The organism is Vibrio sp. VPAP30 (assembly GCF_001188205.1).
In the GTDB taxonomy this organism is placed as follows: Bacteria; Pseudomonadota; Gammaproteobacteria; order Enterobacterales; family Vibrionaceae; genus Vibrio; species Vibrio bivalvicida.
Map to the genome: position 1 here is coordinate 327,564 of NZ_LBLS01000016.1, position 15,912 is coordinate 343,475.

Genomic DNA, 15,912 nt, shown 5'->3' on the forward strand with positions numbered 1-15,912 from the left:
AAGGGATTACCAATTATTTAAGTAATTAGAGAGCAAGTTTTCTATCAGCACCTTTCCATCAATTGGCTCTGCTGCGAAAAATTTATCGTCGACACTTAACAGCGTGATCCCATGTACTCCAGACCAAAGCACGCGGCTTGCTTGCAGCACTTCTTTTGGGCTTCGTTCAGGAGCTAAAACCTGGAGAAGTTGCTCCAGCATTCCGGTCATCGAATCAATGCGTTCCGCTTGCCACTCGGGGAGCGTCTCACCATTCATATTATGTTCGAAGATTAGTTGCCAACGATGTGGGTGGCGCTGAGCAAAATCATGGTAGCAGTAGGCGAGTTCATACAAAGCTGATTTAGGGTCTTGGCAATGGGAAACCACAGCTTTAGCTTCTTCTGAAAGTTCGTCGAGAGTTTGGGCAACTGCGTGGAGAAGTAACAGGTTGTAGCTGCCAAAGACATTGACCAGAGTACTTGGTACATAGCCGATCATTGTCGCAATCTTCCGCAAGCTTAACTCGTGATAGGTATTACTTACTAAAAATTCTTTGACGGTGTTAAGCGTGAGCGCGATAAGCTCTTCACGCGTATGATCGTTTCTTCGGGCCATGATAAGTATTCTAAAATGAACAATGTTCAATATTCTAATGAGCCAGTACCTATATCGTCAACCGCAGTAAGGGTAAATTGCAATATTCTGATACATGTGTCGGAGACGTTTTGGTTTGATTATAAGACTAGTAGGGTTAATATAGATTAATAAGAATAAATTGATAACCTTAATAGGATCCTCAAAGGAAGAATATGAAACGACTCTTTTCCCTTGTTGCTTTACTTATGGTTTCTGTGGCGATCACGCCAATTGCAGAAGCGAAGAAGTTTGGTGGCGGTAAATCATTTGGCAAAAGTTTTAAAACAGCGCCTGCGCCAAAACAGCAACAAAAGAACACCAACACTATTGGTAAAGAACAAACCAGTAAAACTCAAAGCTCAAGTAAGAAAGGCTTGATGGGCGGTCTACTAGGTGGATTGCTTGCGGGTGGTTTGCTCGCTGCTTTCTTCGGTGGCGCATTTGAAGGTATCCAGTTTATGGATATCCTGATTATGGGTCTAATTGCCTTTGTTATCTTTAAACTGATGCGAGGTATGCTTGGTGCTAAGCAAGGCAGTATGAATCAGAATCGCCAGCAGCCTGCTTTTGGCGGTTCTTCAACGCCTAAGTTTGAACAGCCAAATGTTCACAACTTTGAGCAACCACAAAATAGCGGAGCGCAAGCTGGTGGCTTTGGTTTCGGTGCGCAAACAGACGTCCCTCACAACTACCCACCGGGCTTCGACCAAGCTGCATTCGTTAATGGTTCTCGCGAGCACTACCGAATTTTGCAAGGTGCATGGAACCACAACCAGCTTGAAACAATCGAAGAATACGTGTCGCCAAGTTTGTATCAAGACCTGATATCGGAGCGTGCGAAGCTAGATGGTGAACAGCATACGGATGTTATGTATGTTGATGCAGAAATTGTTCGCGCAGATTTCGACGCAAGTAAAGCTCAGCTAAGCCTACAGTTTAGTGGTCGTTACCGCGATGCCGAAGAAGGGGTCGAAGAAGATATTACCGACGTGTGGCACTTAGAACGTGACCTAACAACACCAAATGCGCCATGGTTGATTGTTGGTATCCAAGCTTAAACAGTCATGTCGTGTAATAAACGCCTGAGCGATTTGCTCGGGCGTTTTTGTATGTGCTTTACAGCGCGAGACTGATACAATTTTAAGACAAAAACAATGACGAGAAGGTAAGTAAAGTGGCTGAATTTAAATACAAAAATCTAACCCAAGAAGAGCAAGACAAGCTTGATGCAGCGGTATTTCGTCGGTTCTTAACCCATCTTGATGACAATAAAGACGTGCAAAATATAGACTTGATGATTTTGGCCGGATTTTGCCGAAACTGTTTTAGCAAGTGGTATAAAGCTGAAGCTGAGACACAAGGTTTAGAGCTGGATATTGATGACGCACGTGAACGTGTTTACGGCATGACTTACGATGAGTGGAAACAAAACCACCAACCGAAAGCGACACCAGAGCAACTGGCGGCGTTTGAAGCGCGCCAAAACAAAAATTAAATACTGTTATCTGCGAAACCGCCACTCCTAGAGTGGCGGTTGTTTTTTTAGCCGAGTTGACTGTTGTTGCTAGATGTGATGGTTAGCTAATTTGGCCTGTTGCCTCGAATTCTTCGAGTTTAATTGTATAGGGCTGTGTATCGCCAATATTCTCTTTTACCCACTCATCGTTGTAGTAAGTATCTAAGTAACGTTCGCCACTATCACATAACAAGGTAACAATGGAGCCCTTTTCACCGCGCATTTTCATTTCACTTGCCAACTGAAGAACACCATAGAGGTTTGTTCCAGTAGAAGCGCCAACTTTACGGCCTAGAATTTTCTCAAGCCAGTGTGCGGTTGCTACAGAAGCGGCATCTGCAATTGTGCGCATCTCATCAACGACACCTGGAATAAAGCTTGGCTCAACGCGGGGGCGGCCGATACCCTCAATTTTACTGCCACAATTTCCAGTTAGGTTCTTATTGCCTGTTTTGTAGTAGTCGTGAAACACAGAATTTTCTGGGTCTACAACACATAGCTTAGTGTCGTGTTTCTGGTAGCGAATAAAGCGGCCAATTGTTGCTGACGTACCACCTGTACCAGGGCTCATTACAACCCATGTCGGTACTGGATGATCTTCCATTTCCATTTGGCTGAAAATTGAGTTGGCAATGTTGTTGTTGCCGCGCCAATCTGTCGCACGTTCTGCGTAAGTAAACTGATCCATATAGTGACCGTTTAGCTCTTGAGCTAGGCGGTGAGATTCTGCATAGATCTGATCTGAGCGATCTACTAGGTGCGCTTGACCACCATAAAATTCAATTTGCTCAATTTTTTTACGTGCAGTGGATTTTGGCATAACGGCAATAAATGGTAAGCCTAGCAAGCGAGCAAAGTAAGCTTCTGATACCGCAGTACTGCCTGATGATGATTCGATGATCGTCGTTTCAGGGCCGACCCATCCATTACAAATCGCATAAAGGAAAAGTGAACGCGCTAGGCGATGCTTTAGAGAACCTGTTGGGTGTGTACTTTCATCTTTTAGATAGATATCAATACCGTCAATGCTAGGTAGGTCAAGCTTAATTAAGTGAGTATCGGCACTACGCTGATAATCGGCTTCAATTTTACGAACAGCGTTGTTAATCCAGTTATGGTCTGTACACATCGGGTTTCTCCTTAGAATCGTTATGAGGTTAATTTACCTATTTGAATGGAGAAAAGCTTTGCTATTTTTGTTGTAATTTGCTTTATTTGGAGAAAATATTTCTCTTTTGTGGTGTGTTTCGATATGGAAATAGATAAGACTGACCGAAAAATCCTCGATCTATTGCAGAACGATGCGACTTTGTCACTGAACGATTTGGCTGAAGCCGTTAACTTAACCACGACACCTTGCTGGAAACGACTGAAAAAGCTCGAAGAGGCAGGGGTGATTCAAAAACGCGTTGCATTATTGAATCCGGAAAAGCTTGATCTTTCCTTCACCGCTTTTGTTTTAGTCAAAACGAGCGACCATTCACATGAGTGGTATAGCCAATTTGTCTTGACCGCTTCGCAGTTTCCAGAGGTGATGGAATTTTATCGGATGGCTGGAGAGTACGATTATATGATGAAAGTATTGGTTAAAGACATGCAATGCTTTGATCACTTTTACAAAAAATTGGTTAATTCGGTAGAAGGAATCTCTAACGTGACTTCAACTTTTGCGATGGAACCATTGAAATATACGACAGCATTACCAATATGCCATACGTAAAGAAATGTATGGCAGAGTAAAGACGGGTAAAGCTCATTTTAATCGTGCTAGTTGTGGCTAATCTTTGGGAAAGAATACATAACAAGGATGAATAAAATGTCAGCATTACCGTCAACTAACCCCCTAGCTTTTGCCGTTGCAGCGCTATTGCTCAGTGGCTGTAACGGAGGAGACGAATCGGGAGAGTCATCTTCGACGCCTTCTGTGTCAGGCAACAACATCACCAATCTCTTTTTTGCTAACCTTTCTGGTGATTGTCAGCAATACCTTGGAACCTTCTTCTCCACAGTCAATGATCTTCAACGTTCGCTAATTTACACTGGCCAAACACAGATCACTTCCAGTGGTAGTCATTGCATTATTCAATCTAACGCGATTCCCAACCATGATTTTAATGATGCCTCTGCCTCTTTCGCGACCAATGTTTCAGAGCAGTCAACCTATTATGAATTTACCGCTTCACCGAGCTTTTCGGGGTCGACTACCGCGTTGAGTTTAGGGACTTCTGAAGCCATTTTACTTAATGGTGTGAAGGTCGATTTACTTGCCGCTGCTTGTTATGGCGTTGGTAATGAACGCACAGGTTGCGGTCAAAGTGAGATAAGTAACCCGTGGCGGTATGACCCAATGTCATCACTCAATGGCTTTGGTACCGATATTCACAATGCCCATGTACAGCCGACAGGGGAGTATCATTACCATGGCAACCCAGTGGCCATGTTTGTTCAAGATTGCGCGGGGGGAGAGGCGTCTCCGGTGATTGGATTCGCCGCCGATGGTTTCCCAATCTATGGCAGTTGTTTCTTAGATACTTCGACCAGTCAGGTAAGAAAGGCAGCATCAAGTTATCGCCTAAAAACAGGCGCGCGTGTCGATGTAGGAAGTTATACCGCACCTGTGGTTGGCGGCAATGTTGTAAGCAGTAATTATGATGGTCAGTTTCGTGGCGATTGGGAATACTCTGCGGGTTTAGGCGATCTAGATGAATGCAATGGGATGACAGTCAATGGTCAGTATGGTTACTACGTAACAGATACTTTTCCTTGGGTGATTAACTGTTTCAAGGGCAGTGTTAATTCAAGTTTTAGTGGTTTTAGTGCTGAACGCTCTCATGGACATTCGCATTAACGAAGCCCCCGAATGGAGGCTCCATAGTTGACGGTTGGTGTGTTACCCGATGAATCGCATCACACCTTCTTGGACTGCTGATGCGACTAAATCACCATTGCGGTTATAGATTTCACCGCGCACCAAGCCTCGGGTATTGCTTGCTGTTGGACTCTCAATAACATAAAGCAGCCATTCGTCCATCTTAAATGGGCGATGAAACCAGATTGAATGATCAATAGTCGCAACTTGGAATTTCGGTGTCATTAAAGAAACGCCGTGAGGATGCAGCGCGGTCACTAAGAACCCCCAGTCGGAGGCATAGCCTAGCAAATACTGATGAATCAGCTGATTGTCTGGTACTTCGCCATTGGCGCGGATCCATAGATATTGCTTAGGATCTACTTTCTCTGGCTTAAGAGGGTTCACGACCGTCACAGGACGCATTTCGATCGGTTTTTCGCCGCAGAACGTCTTCTTGAGTTTTTCCGGTAAAAAGTCAGCAATGCGCTCCGCAAGCTCAGATTCTGAAGAAAAATTTTCTGGCCCCGGAATTTCTGGCATGGTGTTTTGATGTTCAAATCCAGGTGCTTCGCCATGATAAGAAGCGGTAAGGTAAAAAATGGGACGGCCATTTTGAATGGCTTTCACACGGCGAGTGCTAAAACTACGACCATCGCGCAGATTTTCAACATCATAGACAATCGGTTTTTCTGGATCGCCAGGGTAGAGGAAATAGCTGTGAAATGAGTGGACCGTACGATCCTTATCCACTGTGTAACGTGCTGCAGACAGAGCTTGACCAATTACCTGACCGCCGTAGACTTGCGGAAGCCCTAGGTTTTCACTTTGGCCTCGGAATAGGCCTTCTTCTAGCTTTTCCAATTGGAGCAAGTCTAGCAATTCACTTAGAGGTTTACTCATTTTCTCTACCTTAAAGATTCTTATCTACTTGGCATTTTACTCAGTTTAGTGACAAATAAAACAGTTGTTTGATTTGAGGTGCAGTTTGCTTTTCAAGGGTCAACAAGTGCCAATGTCATCTGAAACTCAACATAGTTAAAGTCTTGTCAATAATCATCAAATTGCAATGACAAGCGTATAGAGGCTACTTATACTTCTTGAAAATCTAATAGTTAAGAGAGTCTTTATGAAAAAGGTACTTGTATTATTTGCATCTTTGGTTGTGGGGTCGGTACTAGTAGGGTGTCAGTCTTCGCCATCAACTCTGACTGAAAACAAAGTCGACACTGTGACGGGGACCGTTGCCTACAGAGAGCGAATTGCATTGCCAAAAGGTGCGTTGATTACAGTGACTTTGCAAGATGTTTCTTTAGCCGATGCACCTGCAAAGATCATCGCTAAACATAGATTTGAAACCAATGGTGCGCAATCTCCATTTAAATTTGATCTTGCATACCATACGTCAAAAATCGATCCTCGCCACCGCTATAGCGTGAGCGCTCGTATTGAGGTCAATGGAAAACTGCGCTTTATCACAGATACTATGTACCCAGTTATCACAGACTCTGAGTATACGAATAATGTTGATTTACGCCTTGTAGGGGTGCGTCATTAGCCCTTCACCTTAGGTGGCAGCGTTATCATGGCTGCCATCGATATCTGCCTAGTTTTACTTTTCCATCAATACTCACTTCTATCCCTTCCGCAATCAGAGCCTCACGTTGCCTGACTAAATCTTCTCCTTTGAGCGAGATACGACCTTGGCTATTTATAACGCGAAACCAAGGCAGTTTACTGTCTGGCGGAAGGTTGCCTAGCGCTTTACCTACGTGACGTGCGTAGCCTGGGTAACCAGATAATTTTGCGATCTCGCCATAAGTACTGACTTTTCCAAAAGGAATTTGGTGAATTACTGCAAAGATTTGCATTAAAAACTGGTCCATAATGACAGTGTCCTAGTACAGATTTCCAAGGAATGGATAGGGAGAGGGCATGGTATTTTCAACATTTCAATTCTTAGTAACAACTTTGTTAGCGGTTGTGTGTGCGCGAGCTATTAGCCTGAGCGAAGGTGATATTCCGGTATTAGCACTGGTCATTCCTGCGCTTTGGATTTTCCCTCAGGGTGGCGTTATTGGCCTAGTATTAATGGCAGCAATGACGAGCTATGGGCTCACTCTTCCTCATCAGCCTATCACACTTTCTGTTGGTTTATGGGTCTTGTTCCCGTTACTTATGGTGGCTTTTTCGCGACGAAGTAGTCTAAGTGTGATTCTAACTAGCTTTTTGATTGTTGCTACTTTGCTTATTGGCATTATGGTCACTCAAGCGGGCGGTAAGCTCGCCGGAGAACCCATCGTGACCTTAATTCAAACTTGCGCTGTCGCGGTGATATGGTGGGCGGCATCACACTGGAAACCATCTAACACTCATAGTTGGTGGGCGCTTGGATTAATTCTGCCGCTATGGTTAGCCGATCTCTCTTATGCGGCTTTGATTGCCCTTTGTATCACCGGAATCATGGCCTCTATGGAAAGCTTGTCTAAATTGCAAACTTTTCGTTGGAGCAAGTTACTTTGTTGGACTTTACCCACGGTTGGGTTCGCAGCGCTGGTGGTCTCGCCAAGTATTGAAGTCCCCAATCCGGTGTTTGTGGTGTGGATCTGTTTATTGGGTACGGCTTGGATGACAGACTACATTCTGCGCAGCGTAGAAGAGAATCAAGATATATAAATAGCTTTTAGTATTGACTAAACACACACTTGGCATAGGCAACTTGTTGTGTCAGAATTGTTTGAAATTCGCCCAGGTCGGGTTGGGCAGGGCTTTAATCTCAAGAGCAAGTTATCGAATATATATAGTTATTCAAAAGGGACTTATGGGCAAGTTGGGCCTAATCTGGCAAACGAATCTGCTTATTTTCTGCGTACTGTTTACACCAGTTGCACTGAGTGGTGCTGCCTATAAAGTGGGAATTGAAGCCGATGATTTTGTTACACGGACCCTATTTGACGCGGTTTCTGAACGTTTCGGTTTTCAAGTTGAATATGTTTACTATCCAAGCTTTAGTGACATTCTTTTTGCAGTAAAGCACGGGCAAGCCGACTTTGCTGCCAATGTCACCTTTACTCCAGAACGCGCGGAGTATTTTGACTTTTCTAGCCCGACTAATATTGAGTTTACCTATCTATACAGTTCTCACAACGCCACTTTAGAATCGGCGAATGTCATAGGTATTCCTGAAGGAACAATATACGGCGAGCTGATTGCGGTTAATTACCCGCATATTACTCAGATTGAATACACTGGGCACGAACAGGCTAAAGCGTTACTCGAAGCAACAACAGTCGACGGTATTGTTGATGCGATTAACCAACTGAAACCGATGTTGCTAGCAGGCTATGATGCTCAGTTGTTAAACAACCAACTGTCTATAAAGCCTGTCTCTATTATTGCGCCGAAGCACGTTCACCGAGATTTGCTGACATCCATCGAAGCTTATATACACAGCGCGGAAATACAAAAACGCCTGAGACAATCAGTAAAGCAATATCAGTTCGAGCTTCGTCAGCAAGCATTGCGCCAGTCGGTCATCGATAGCAATTTAAACCTCAATCGCACCTATAAAGTGAAGCTTGAACATGTTGGACAGTACGCGATGTACCATAACAATGGTCAAGTGACAGGCATTAGTGCGGATGTCGTTAAACAGGCGTGTGAAATTTTGCTACTTAAATGTCAAGTTGTCAGCGCAGCTGATGAAACATGGGAAAGCATGTACCAAGACTTTGTCGCTAAGCGGATCGATATCATTGCCCCTTTAATCGTGTCTGAACCTAGAAAGCAAATCGCGGAATTTAGTGATCCTTATTACTTTCCAGAAGTCGTTATGATCAAGCGTGAAGGGTACAAAGATGCAGTTTATAGCAATGTGTCAGAACTGATCGTTGAAGATATAGGCGTCTTAAAAGATGATTTTTATGCTGATCTGCTCGCGCAACTATTACCCAATAAAGAGCTAAAGTCTTTTGCTACTTCGCAGCAAATGTATACCGCCTTGCTGGGGGGAGAGATAGATTACATGGCGACAAGTCAGGCAAGCTTCAACAAAAAGTTGCGTGAATCTAGTGATTTATTACCGTTAGAAGAAGACCAAATGATTGGCAGTTTCTATCGTTCTGATGTCGCGATTGGTTTTGCTAAAAATGAGGTTGGCGCAAGTTTAGCCCCACTGTTTACTCGTGCGATTAAAATGCTTGATACTGCATCTATTATAGAGCGCTACGATTATCAACCGAACTGGCGTGCCACGCTTCAAGCAGAGCAGGCTTTTTCTCGAAAAAGCAATATCCTTTTTGTTATGGTCATTGGATTTATGCTTATTGTCTCATTGTACTTGCACAGCCAATCAAATACCGACCCTCTGACTCGCCTAAAGAATCGTCGCTCTATGCATCAAAGGTTTATCAGTGGTGTAAATGCTGATCTCACGGTCATCTATCTCGATGTAAATAGGTTCAAGCAAATTAATGATACATATGGGCACGAGGTGGGCGACCAAGTGTTAAAAAGTGTCGCTACGCACATTGAAAAAGTATGGAAAGGACGTTGCTATCGAATCGGTGGTGATGAGTTTATTTTGGTTGGAAAGGCCAAGAAACAAAGCGTATGTAATGTACTCGACAAACTTCAAGTAGTTCCATTTGTTTCTCAAGAACAGCAATTATCATTCGATGTATCGATTGCAATTGGCCTCTCTTTGCCAAGGCGCACATTTATGAGCTTACAAGAAGTTCTAAATGAAGCCGATGAGGCTATGTATCAACATAAACAGCAGTCGAAACAGTCTGCCAATGAAGATTTGAATGACGATAAAAACGTCCTTTACTTCAATTAATGGTCACTCACTAAGCAGTTGAAGCGAAATAGGGCGATTTCTGCTGTAATAGACTTGAAATACCCCTGCGGATGTTTGATAATCCTCCCACTCCTTAGCGACGCTAAGGAAACAGAATCTATGGAGGCCCTGGTCCTCCCGCAACAATAGCTCGTGAACTCGGTCAGGTCCGGAAGGAAGCAGCCGCAGCGAGTGACTTGTGTGCCGGGATGTGGCTGGGGCTTCCACCCATTTGAAGCCTGCAATATATGTTCGCATAAATTGCAGGCTTTCTTCATATTCAGGTCATCTGAATTATGGAACTAGCTTCCACGCCATTTCCCAATACAATCCGACGCCCGGTTCATACTGATTGGCAGATTCTGACCACTGCTGACAATAGCCGCTGGCTTGACTATCCAGACATTGGTAAATGTTGCCATCCTTTTCCTGAAGAACCTGAGTGCCGGCTTGATAACTCACTAAGCTTTCAGGGAAGACGTAATCGTAGCGAGGTAAAGGGTTAGTATTCGTTATCGACAGTAACCAGTGTTTATAGCTTTCAATGGCTTCTTCTTTCATGAAAATCAAGTGATCCCCGTCGAGTTGTAGTGCTCCATCTCCAGAGCGATAGTCAGGCGCGGTCTCAATATGCTCGCGCGTTTCAAGAACAGGTTCAATCAATGGAAGATTACCCAATTCCACCAGCGCTTCACCTGTGTATGGTGGTACAAAGCTGTCTTTTAGGCCATATACCATGCCAATTGGAGTGACCTTATCCTCCAAGTAACTAACGCCTTCGCCGATTTCAAATTCCGTCTGCATCATAGACCAAAAAAGTGAGGCTTCTGATCCCGTAGCGGATTCCGGTACGACTCCCTGCCAAGATACTGAGTTAGAAGTGTAAGTAACTGAGTTGGTAAGGATACGGCTAAAGTTTGTACCAGGTACTTGTAGGAAGCCGCCATTCAAGCCTTGACCGGAGGTAGTTGAGAGGAATCCGTGCCCTAGAATCGTGCCCAGAGATGTTCCAAGGAAAGTTATCTTGGTTTTGTCTAAGTCAGGCACACCATCAGGAGAAGGTAAGAAGTCCAGCTCTTGTAAAGATGTGTTGATTGCATTGAGGAGAGTGTGCATATCAAGGTTACTTTGCACAGCACCGCCGGGCAGGCTGGCTGCATTTTCCGGGGTCATGATTGAGCCAACGTGCCCAGAGTCATCTTCCGCTCTCGAGCCATGCCACACCCAGTCAATGGCGATCACAGCATGACCATCTTCAAGCGCCGGCGCGGCAACGGAACTGGCATCTGACTGGTCGCCATTAAGCCCGTGGGCATAAATAACAATAGGGGTTGAGTGTGATAGCGCGTCTTTGGGGAACAGGATAGTAAAATCTAGCCACACATCACGCGACTTATCGCTAATTCTGCCGGTATGTTTGTCTCGAAAGTCTTGAGACTGCAAGCGCCCCTTGAGCGAATAAACCACTTCATTGCTGTCATGCACATAGCCAGAGTTATCCCAGTCAAATTCAACCTTTGGTGCTGTCTGAAGCACTTGCTCCTTCAATGGTGCGAACTGTTTTGTTGCGTCATCCTTGGTGACAGTCGTGAAAACGGTCAGAGAAAGGATCTCCTCTCTTTCGATGCCCTTAGCTTCAAGATACTCAATGTAAGGCTCGTAGAAATTGGATAGCTCTGATCCATCTTGGCTCAATGCTTGTTTCACTCCTTTGGAAGGGTGAAAGTGCTCACCGCTTTCACTTTTCAGCTTGTTAGTGACCACCGCAATGTGAGTATTGCCATAGTTAAATCTTGCTCTTGGGTAGATTGAAAGTACGTGGCTATCGTCGGCTTTAACGTCCGCTGGCTTGCTCGACAAAGGAGCAATAGGCACGTTTTGGTCGATGCTGTAATCGAAAACCTGAATGGTGTTACCACCATCTTCAGGTAGGCTTGCTACATCAAATGGTTGGTGAAATTCAAATAGTACGGGAGCGGCAACTGAGAATCCGGTTTTACCATTGACAATATCTTTAGGGGTAAAGTTCTTAGGGAGTTCTTGAACAAAGCTGTCGGAAAACACCGCATTCTTTATGTTAATACGAACCCCAGTCTCTGACTGGCTATCCTCTTTTGTAAACGCCTGATTGCTTGGCCATGGTAAACCGCATGAATCGCTTGCTAATGGATTACAGTGATTGGTATCCGCTGCACCCCATGCACTGCCCGTCAAAAATGTCATACCCAATACAAACTTGTTTAATTTCATAGTTTTTCTTCTCGCCTAGTTGTTGTGAACTCTTCTTGTCAGCACTCCTTGCGCTATAGATAAAATTGCCTATATGCGCCTAGTTGCTTTCTAGAACTCTATGGCGAGAGGAAAATGAATGCTTGCTAATGATCATTAATAGTTATTAATTTTTATTTATTCATTCTCTGCAATGATCATTAATGTTCATATTAGATGTGAGGGTGATTAACTAAGGTTTTGATATAAAGAGATAAATTGATTTTTATAAACACTGAAATATAGCACTGGTTTTTTAGTTAGCCATAAGATGACAAGTTCGCCTTTAGAAATAAGGCTTGCGCTCATGAGGTGTTTTTATTGGCTAACTTATGGATTTCGCTCGGATCTGGTACAGAAACCTGGTCGATGTATGACTTAAATGATGTGTATCTATAGAGTTAAATCCCACACCTGTGAGATTCAAGCTTGTCAGTAATCGCTCACTTTCAACATAATAACCGTTCATACCATTTGAACCTTGAATGTATGTTTGATAGCGTAACTGTTTGTTAAATATAAGATATTGGTGAATTACTGCTGAGTTTTATAACAGTAGTGCTTCACTATTTAGGCTGTTTTACATATGCGTTCACTGAGTGGGATAAGTCAGCTTAATGAACGCTTTTAAGGATCGATAGATGCGTTTTCACTTAACTACATTAGCTGTATCTGTGGCGCTTATTGCCGGGTGCAGTTATCAAGGAGTTCAGACTGTGGCTCAACCTTCTCAATTAGAACTCGCGGTTCAGCAAGTTCCGGCTCCTGTGGCCAAGAAAGAACCCTATGCGCTTAACAATCACGGTGAGCGCCGTATAGATAACTACTACTGGATGCGCGACGATGAGCGAAAAGATCCTGAGATCTTGGCGCATCTCGAAAAAGAAAATCAATACACGGATTCGGTGTTAAAGCACACTGAACAGCTACAGGAAAAATTATTCCAAGAGATCAAAGGGCGTATTGCAAAAGATGACAGTTCAGTTCCTGTAAGAGAAGGGAGCTATTTCTATTCGAACGAAGTCTCTGGCGACAATGAGTACCCTATCTACCAGCGCGCCAAAGATTTCTCAGGGACAGATAAGACCGTGATCTTAGACGTCAATGAGCTGGCGAAAGAGCATGAATTTTTCAGTACGGGTGGCTTGTACGTTAGCCCAAATGAGAATTTGCTGGCGTACGGTGAAGATACCCTAAGCCGCCGAATCTACACCATTAGAGTCAAAGATATTACCACAGGCGAATATCTCAAAGATGAAGTCGAGGGGGCGTCGAGCGGTGTGGCTTGGCAAAATGACAATCAAGCTTTCTACTACATCAAGAAAGATCCTCAAACCTTACTGGGCTACCAAGTCTATCGTCATGTGCTAGGAACGCCACAAAGCAGTGATGAGCTGATTTACCAAGAAGATGACAGCGCGTACTACATGTCTTTAGGCAAGAGCAAAGACGGCGAACAAGTTTACATCTTCCACTCAAGTACTGAGACTAGTGGGGTTTCTGTCATTGACGCCAATGATCCTAAAGCCAAGGCTGAACCTTTCTACCCGAGAGAGGAAGGCATTGAGTACAGCATCGCTAAGCTTAACGATTGGTATTTTATCTACACCAATTATCAGGCTGTGAACTTTCGTTTAATGAAAGTGCATAAGGATCAGATGCATGACCGCTCGAAATGGCAGGATGTTATTGCCGCGGATGATAAAACCCAACTGGTCGATTTTACGCTGTTTGAAGACCACTTAGTTTATGAGCAGCGTAAAGACGGTTTAACCACGGTTAAGGTGCGTCAGCTTTCGGCGGGGAAAGAATTTCCATTAGCCTTTAACGACACGGCATTTGCGGCTTACATGACTGGCAACCGAGAGCTCGACAACTCAAAGGTTCGTATTTACTACAGTAGCCTGACTACGCCGGGGACGTATTATGATTTCGACCTAGAATCAGGTGAATCCGAAATCATGAAGCAAACGCCAGTGCTTGGTGATTTTGATGCTGATAACTACCAATCTGAACGTATCATGATCACCGCTCGAGATGGGCAGAAAGTGCCGGTTTCGCTGGTTTATCGCAAGGATAAGTTCAAAAAAGACGGCACGAATCCTATCTATCAATACGGTTATGGCTCATACGGTCACACGATCGATCCTACTTTTGGTTCAGCGCGTTTGAGCCTGTTGGATCGCGGATTCGTCTATGCGATAGCGCATATCCGTGGCTCTGAAATGCTGGGAAAACCTTGGTATGAAGACGGTAAAAAACTGACCAAACAAAATACATTCAATGACTTCATCGATGTTACTAAAGGCTTAACGGAAGCCGGTTATGGTGCCAAAGACAAAGTGTTTGCCGTCGGTGGATCTGCGGGTGGTTTATTAATGGGGGTTGTTATAAATCAAGCACCTGATCTGTATCGCGGTATTGGTGCCCATGTCCCGTTTGTGGACGTGGTTACAACCATGCTGGATGAGTCTATTCCCCTGACAACCAATGAATACGATGAATGGGGTAACCCGAATGACAAGCCATACTACGATTACATGCTGAGCTACTCACCGTACGACAACGTCAAAACGCAGAGTTATCCGAATATGTTAGTGACAACGGGCTTGCACGATTCTCAAGTTCAGTATTTTGAGCCTATGAAATGGGTCGCGAAATTGCGAGAACTGAAAACGGATGATAATGTGCTGCTGTTTAAAACAGATATGGAGGCGGGTCATGGTGGTGCATCTGGTCGCTTCAAGCGTCTGCGAGAAGACGCGCTTGAATACGCCTTTTTCTTAGATCTGCTTAACGAAGAGTAAAATGTAACCAAGTTATCGATATGCCCGCCTTGTGCGGGCATTTTTATGGAAACTCTGGTCTAATTTGCTTTTCAACATCAATAATTTTCTGATACTCCCCCGACTTTATGAGTTGCTCAATACCCAAACGTAGCGCTTCTTTGAGTTCTTGGCTGCGGCTGAGGTTTTGTTTCGAAAACATCACAAACATGTCATTTTCAATTATAGGCTTTGGGTGAACCTTAAGCTGGTTTATTTGTATCGCAGGAAGGATATTACCCATCATATAGTATCCACGTTCAAGCCCTGCGGGGTAGGCGTCGATTCTATATTTACCAAGCTTAATAAAATTCACATCATCAGAGTTAGAAACTTCAAGCTCTATCCCGTTTGACTGCATTAAACGCGTGACTTCGTATTCTTGGGTTGCGCCTATCCTAAAACTGTTGAGGTCAGCGATGTCTTGCCAGGCAAAGCGGCTATCCATGTGATAGAAAAACACAACTTTTTGTACGAACAGAGGGCTTGAAAACAAGAACAGTTCTTCGCGCTCACTGTTTTTAAACCAAGGAAATGTACCATCGTATCTATCTGTTTGAGCATAACGATAAGCACGAGCCCAAGGGTGGTAATCTATTTGCACTTCATAGCCCTGTGTCGCGTATGCAGCCTTTACTAGTGTTTCAGAAATTTTGTAGTTTGGGTTGTTTTGGCTACTTGTATATGGTTCCCAGTCTCCGACGACAAGCCTGACCACCCTTTCATTAGCATGAGCTGAACACAATATTGAGAAAGAGAACAGTAGGATTGATAGTGTGAGTTTACTCATTGTTTATACCTTGACGAACCTTACCTAAAAATTTAGATGACAATACACTCAATATATAGGTTATGGGTGTGGTGGTGTATTTTTTTGAACAGGTATCTACTATAAATTTGTGCAGAAAGTAGAAACAGAGACTGGGTCACAGGCGGTTTTTATGCCCGCTTTAATGGTGGGTTAACTACACTTCAAACATATCCCTATGATTGTGGT

14 protein-coding genes and 1 other RNA gene are annotated in these 15,912 nt (G+C 44.0%); 9 read left to right on the top strand and 6 right to left on the bottom strand.

Features of this window, described 5'->3' with window-relative positions; translation table 11 throughout:
- Positions 1-6 precede the first annotated feature (6 nt).
- Entirely contained in the window at positions 7-597 is a 591-nt protein-coding gene (locus ZX61_RS05700) for a TetR/AcrR family transcriptional regulator (protein ID WP_049843733.1), read from the bottom strand.
- Positions 598-791: 194 nt separating this feature from the next.
- On the opposite strand from ZX61_RS05700, the gene ZX61_RS05705 reads away from it, so the two are divergent.
- Both ZX61_RS05705 and ZX61_RS05710 read left to right on the top strand, forming a co-directional pair.
- Positions 792-1,676, top strand: a complete 885-nt coding sequence (locus tag ZX61_RS05705; protein WP_049843734.1) for a Tim44 domain-containing protein — start codon at positions 792-794, stop codon at positions 1,674-1,676.
- A 116-nt stretch (positions 1,677-1,792) separates the two neighbouring features.
- On the top strand, positions 1,793-2,113 hold the full coding sequence (locus ZX61_RS05710; protein ID WP_049843735.1) for a DUF1244 domain-containing protein: 321 nt from the start codon (positions 1,793-1,795) through the stop codon (positions 2,111-2,113).
- A gap of 82 nt (positions 2,114-2,195) precedes the next feature.
- Here the strand turns inward: ZX61_RS05710 and ZX61_RS05715 are convergent, their stop codons facing one another.
- A complete protein-coding gene (locus ZX61_RS05715; protein WP_049843736.1) occupies positions 2,196-3,263 on the bottom strand; it encodes a PLP-dependent cysteine synthase family protein in 1,068 nt (355 codons plus the stop codon).
- A gap of 123 nt (positions 3,264-3,386) precedes the next feature.
- Between ZX61_RS05715 and ZX61_RS05720 the strand changes: the two genes are divergently transcribed.
- A complete protein-coding gene (locus tag ZX61_RS05720) occupies positions 3,387-3,854 on the top strand; it encodes an Lrp/AsnC family transcriptional regulator (protein ID WP_049843800.1) in 468 nt (155 codons plus the stop codon).
- Positions 3,855-3,950: 96 nt separating this feature from the next.
- Positions 3,951-4,982, top strand: a complete 1,032-nt coding sequence (locus ZX61_RS05725) for a YHYH protein (protein ID WP_049843737.1) — start codon at positions 3,951-3,953, stop codon at positions 4,980-4,982.
- Between the two features lie 42 nt (positions 4,983-5,024).
- On the opposite strand, the gene tesB is transcribed toward ZX61_RS05725, so the two are convergent.
- Entirely contained in the window at positions 5,025-5,885 is an 861-nt protein-coding gene (gene tesB / locus ZX61_RS05730) for an acyl-CoA thioesterase II (RefSeq protein WP_049843738.1), read from the bottom strand.
- A 226-nt stretch (positions 5,886-6,111) separates the two neighbouring features.
- Between tesB and ZX61_RS05735 the strand changes: the two genes are divergently transcribed.
- Entirely contained in the window at positions 6,112-6,540 is a 429-nt protein-coding gene (locus ZX61_RS05735; protein ID WP_049843739.1) for a YbaY family lipoprotein, read from the top strand.
- Positions 6,541-6,565: 25 nt separating this feature from the next.
- Here ZX61_RS05735 and ZX61_RS05740 read toward each other — a convergent pair whose 3' ends face one another.
- On the bottom strand, positions 6,566-6,868 hold the full coding sequence (locus ZX61_RS05740) for a DNA base-flipping protein (RefSeq protein WP_049843740.1): 303 nt from the start codon (positions 6,866-6,868) through the stop codon (positions 6,566-6,568).
- A gap of 49 nt (positions 6,869-6,917) precedes the next feature.
- Between ZX61_RS05740 and ZX61_RS05745 the strand changes: the two genes are divergently transcribed.
- The 3 genes from ZX61_RS05745 (at position 6,918) to ffs (ending at position 10,046) form a co-directional block, all read left to right on the top strand.
- Complete coding sequence (locus ZX61_RS05745) at positions 6,918-7,658, top strand: hypothetical protein (RefSeq protein ID WP_049843741.1); 741 nt, start codon at positions 6,918-6,920, stop codon at positions 7,656-7,658.
- Positions 7,659-7,803: 145 nt separating this feature from the next.
- Positions 7,804-9,822 carry a GGDEF domain-containing protein gene (locus ZX61_RS05750; RefSeq protein WP_235431293.1) on the top strand — a complete coding sequence of 673 codons (2,019 nt, stop codon included), beginning with the start codon at positions 7,804-7,806 and terminating at the stop codon, positions 9,820-9,822.
- 127 nt (positions 9,823-9,949) lie between these two features.
- An RNA gene (ffs, locus tag ZX61_RS23570) (signal recognition particle sRNA small type) lies at positions 9,950-10,046 on the top strand.
- A 70-nt stretch (positions 10,047-10,116) separates the two neighbouring features.
- Here the strand turns inward: ffs and ZX61_RS05755 are convergent.
- Entirely contained in the window at positions 10,117-12,072 is a 1,956-nt protein-coding gene (locus tag ZX61_RS05755) for a chitin-binding protein (protein ID WP_049843742.1), read from the bottom strand.
- 659 nt (positions 12,073-12,731) lie between these two features.
- On the opposite strand from ZX61_RS05755, the gene ZX61_RS05760 reads away from it, so the two are divergent.
- Positions 12,732-14,897: a S9 family peptidase gene (locus ZX61_RS05760; RefSeq protein WP_049843743.1), complete on the top strand. Its 2,166-nt coding sequence runs from the start codon at positions 12,732-12,734 to the stop codon at positions 14,895-14,897.
- Between the two features lie 43 nt (positions 14,898-14,940).
- On the opposite strand, the gene ZX61_RS05765 is transcribed toward ZX61_RS05760, so the two are convergent.
- Complete coding sequence (locus tag ZX61_RS05765) at positions 14,941-15,705, bottom strand: substrate-binding periplasmic protein (protein ID WP_049843744.1); 765 nt, start codon at positions 15,703-15,705, stop codon at positions 14,941-14,943.
- Positions 15,706-15,912: the final 207 nt, after the last annotated feature.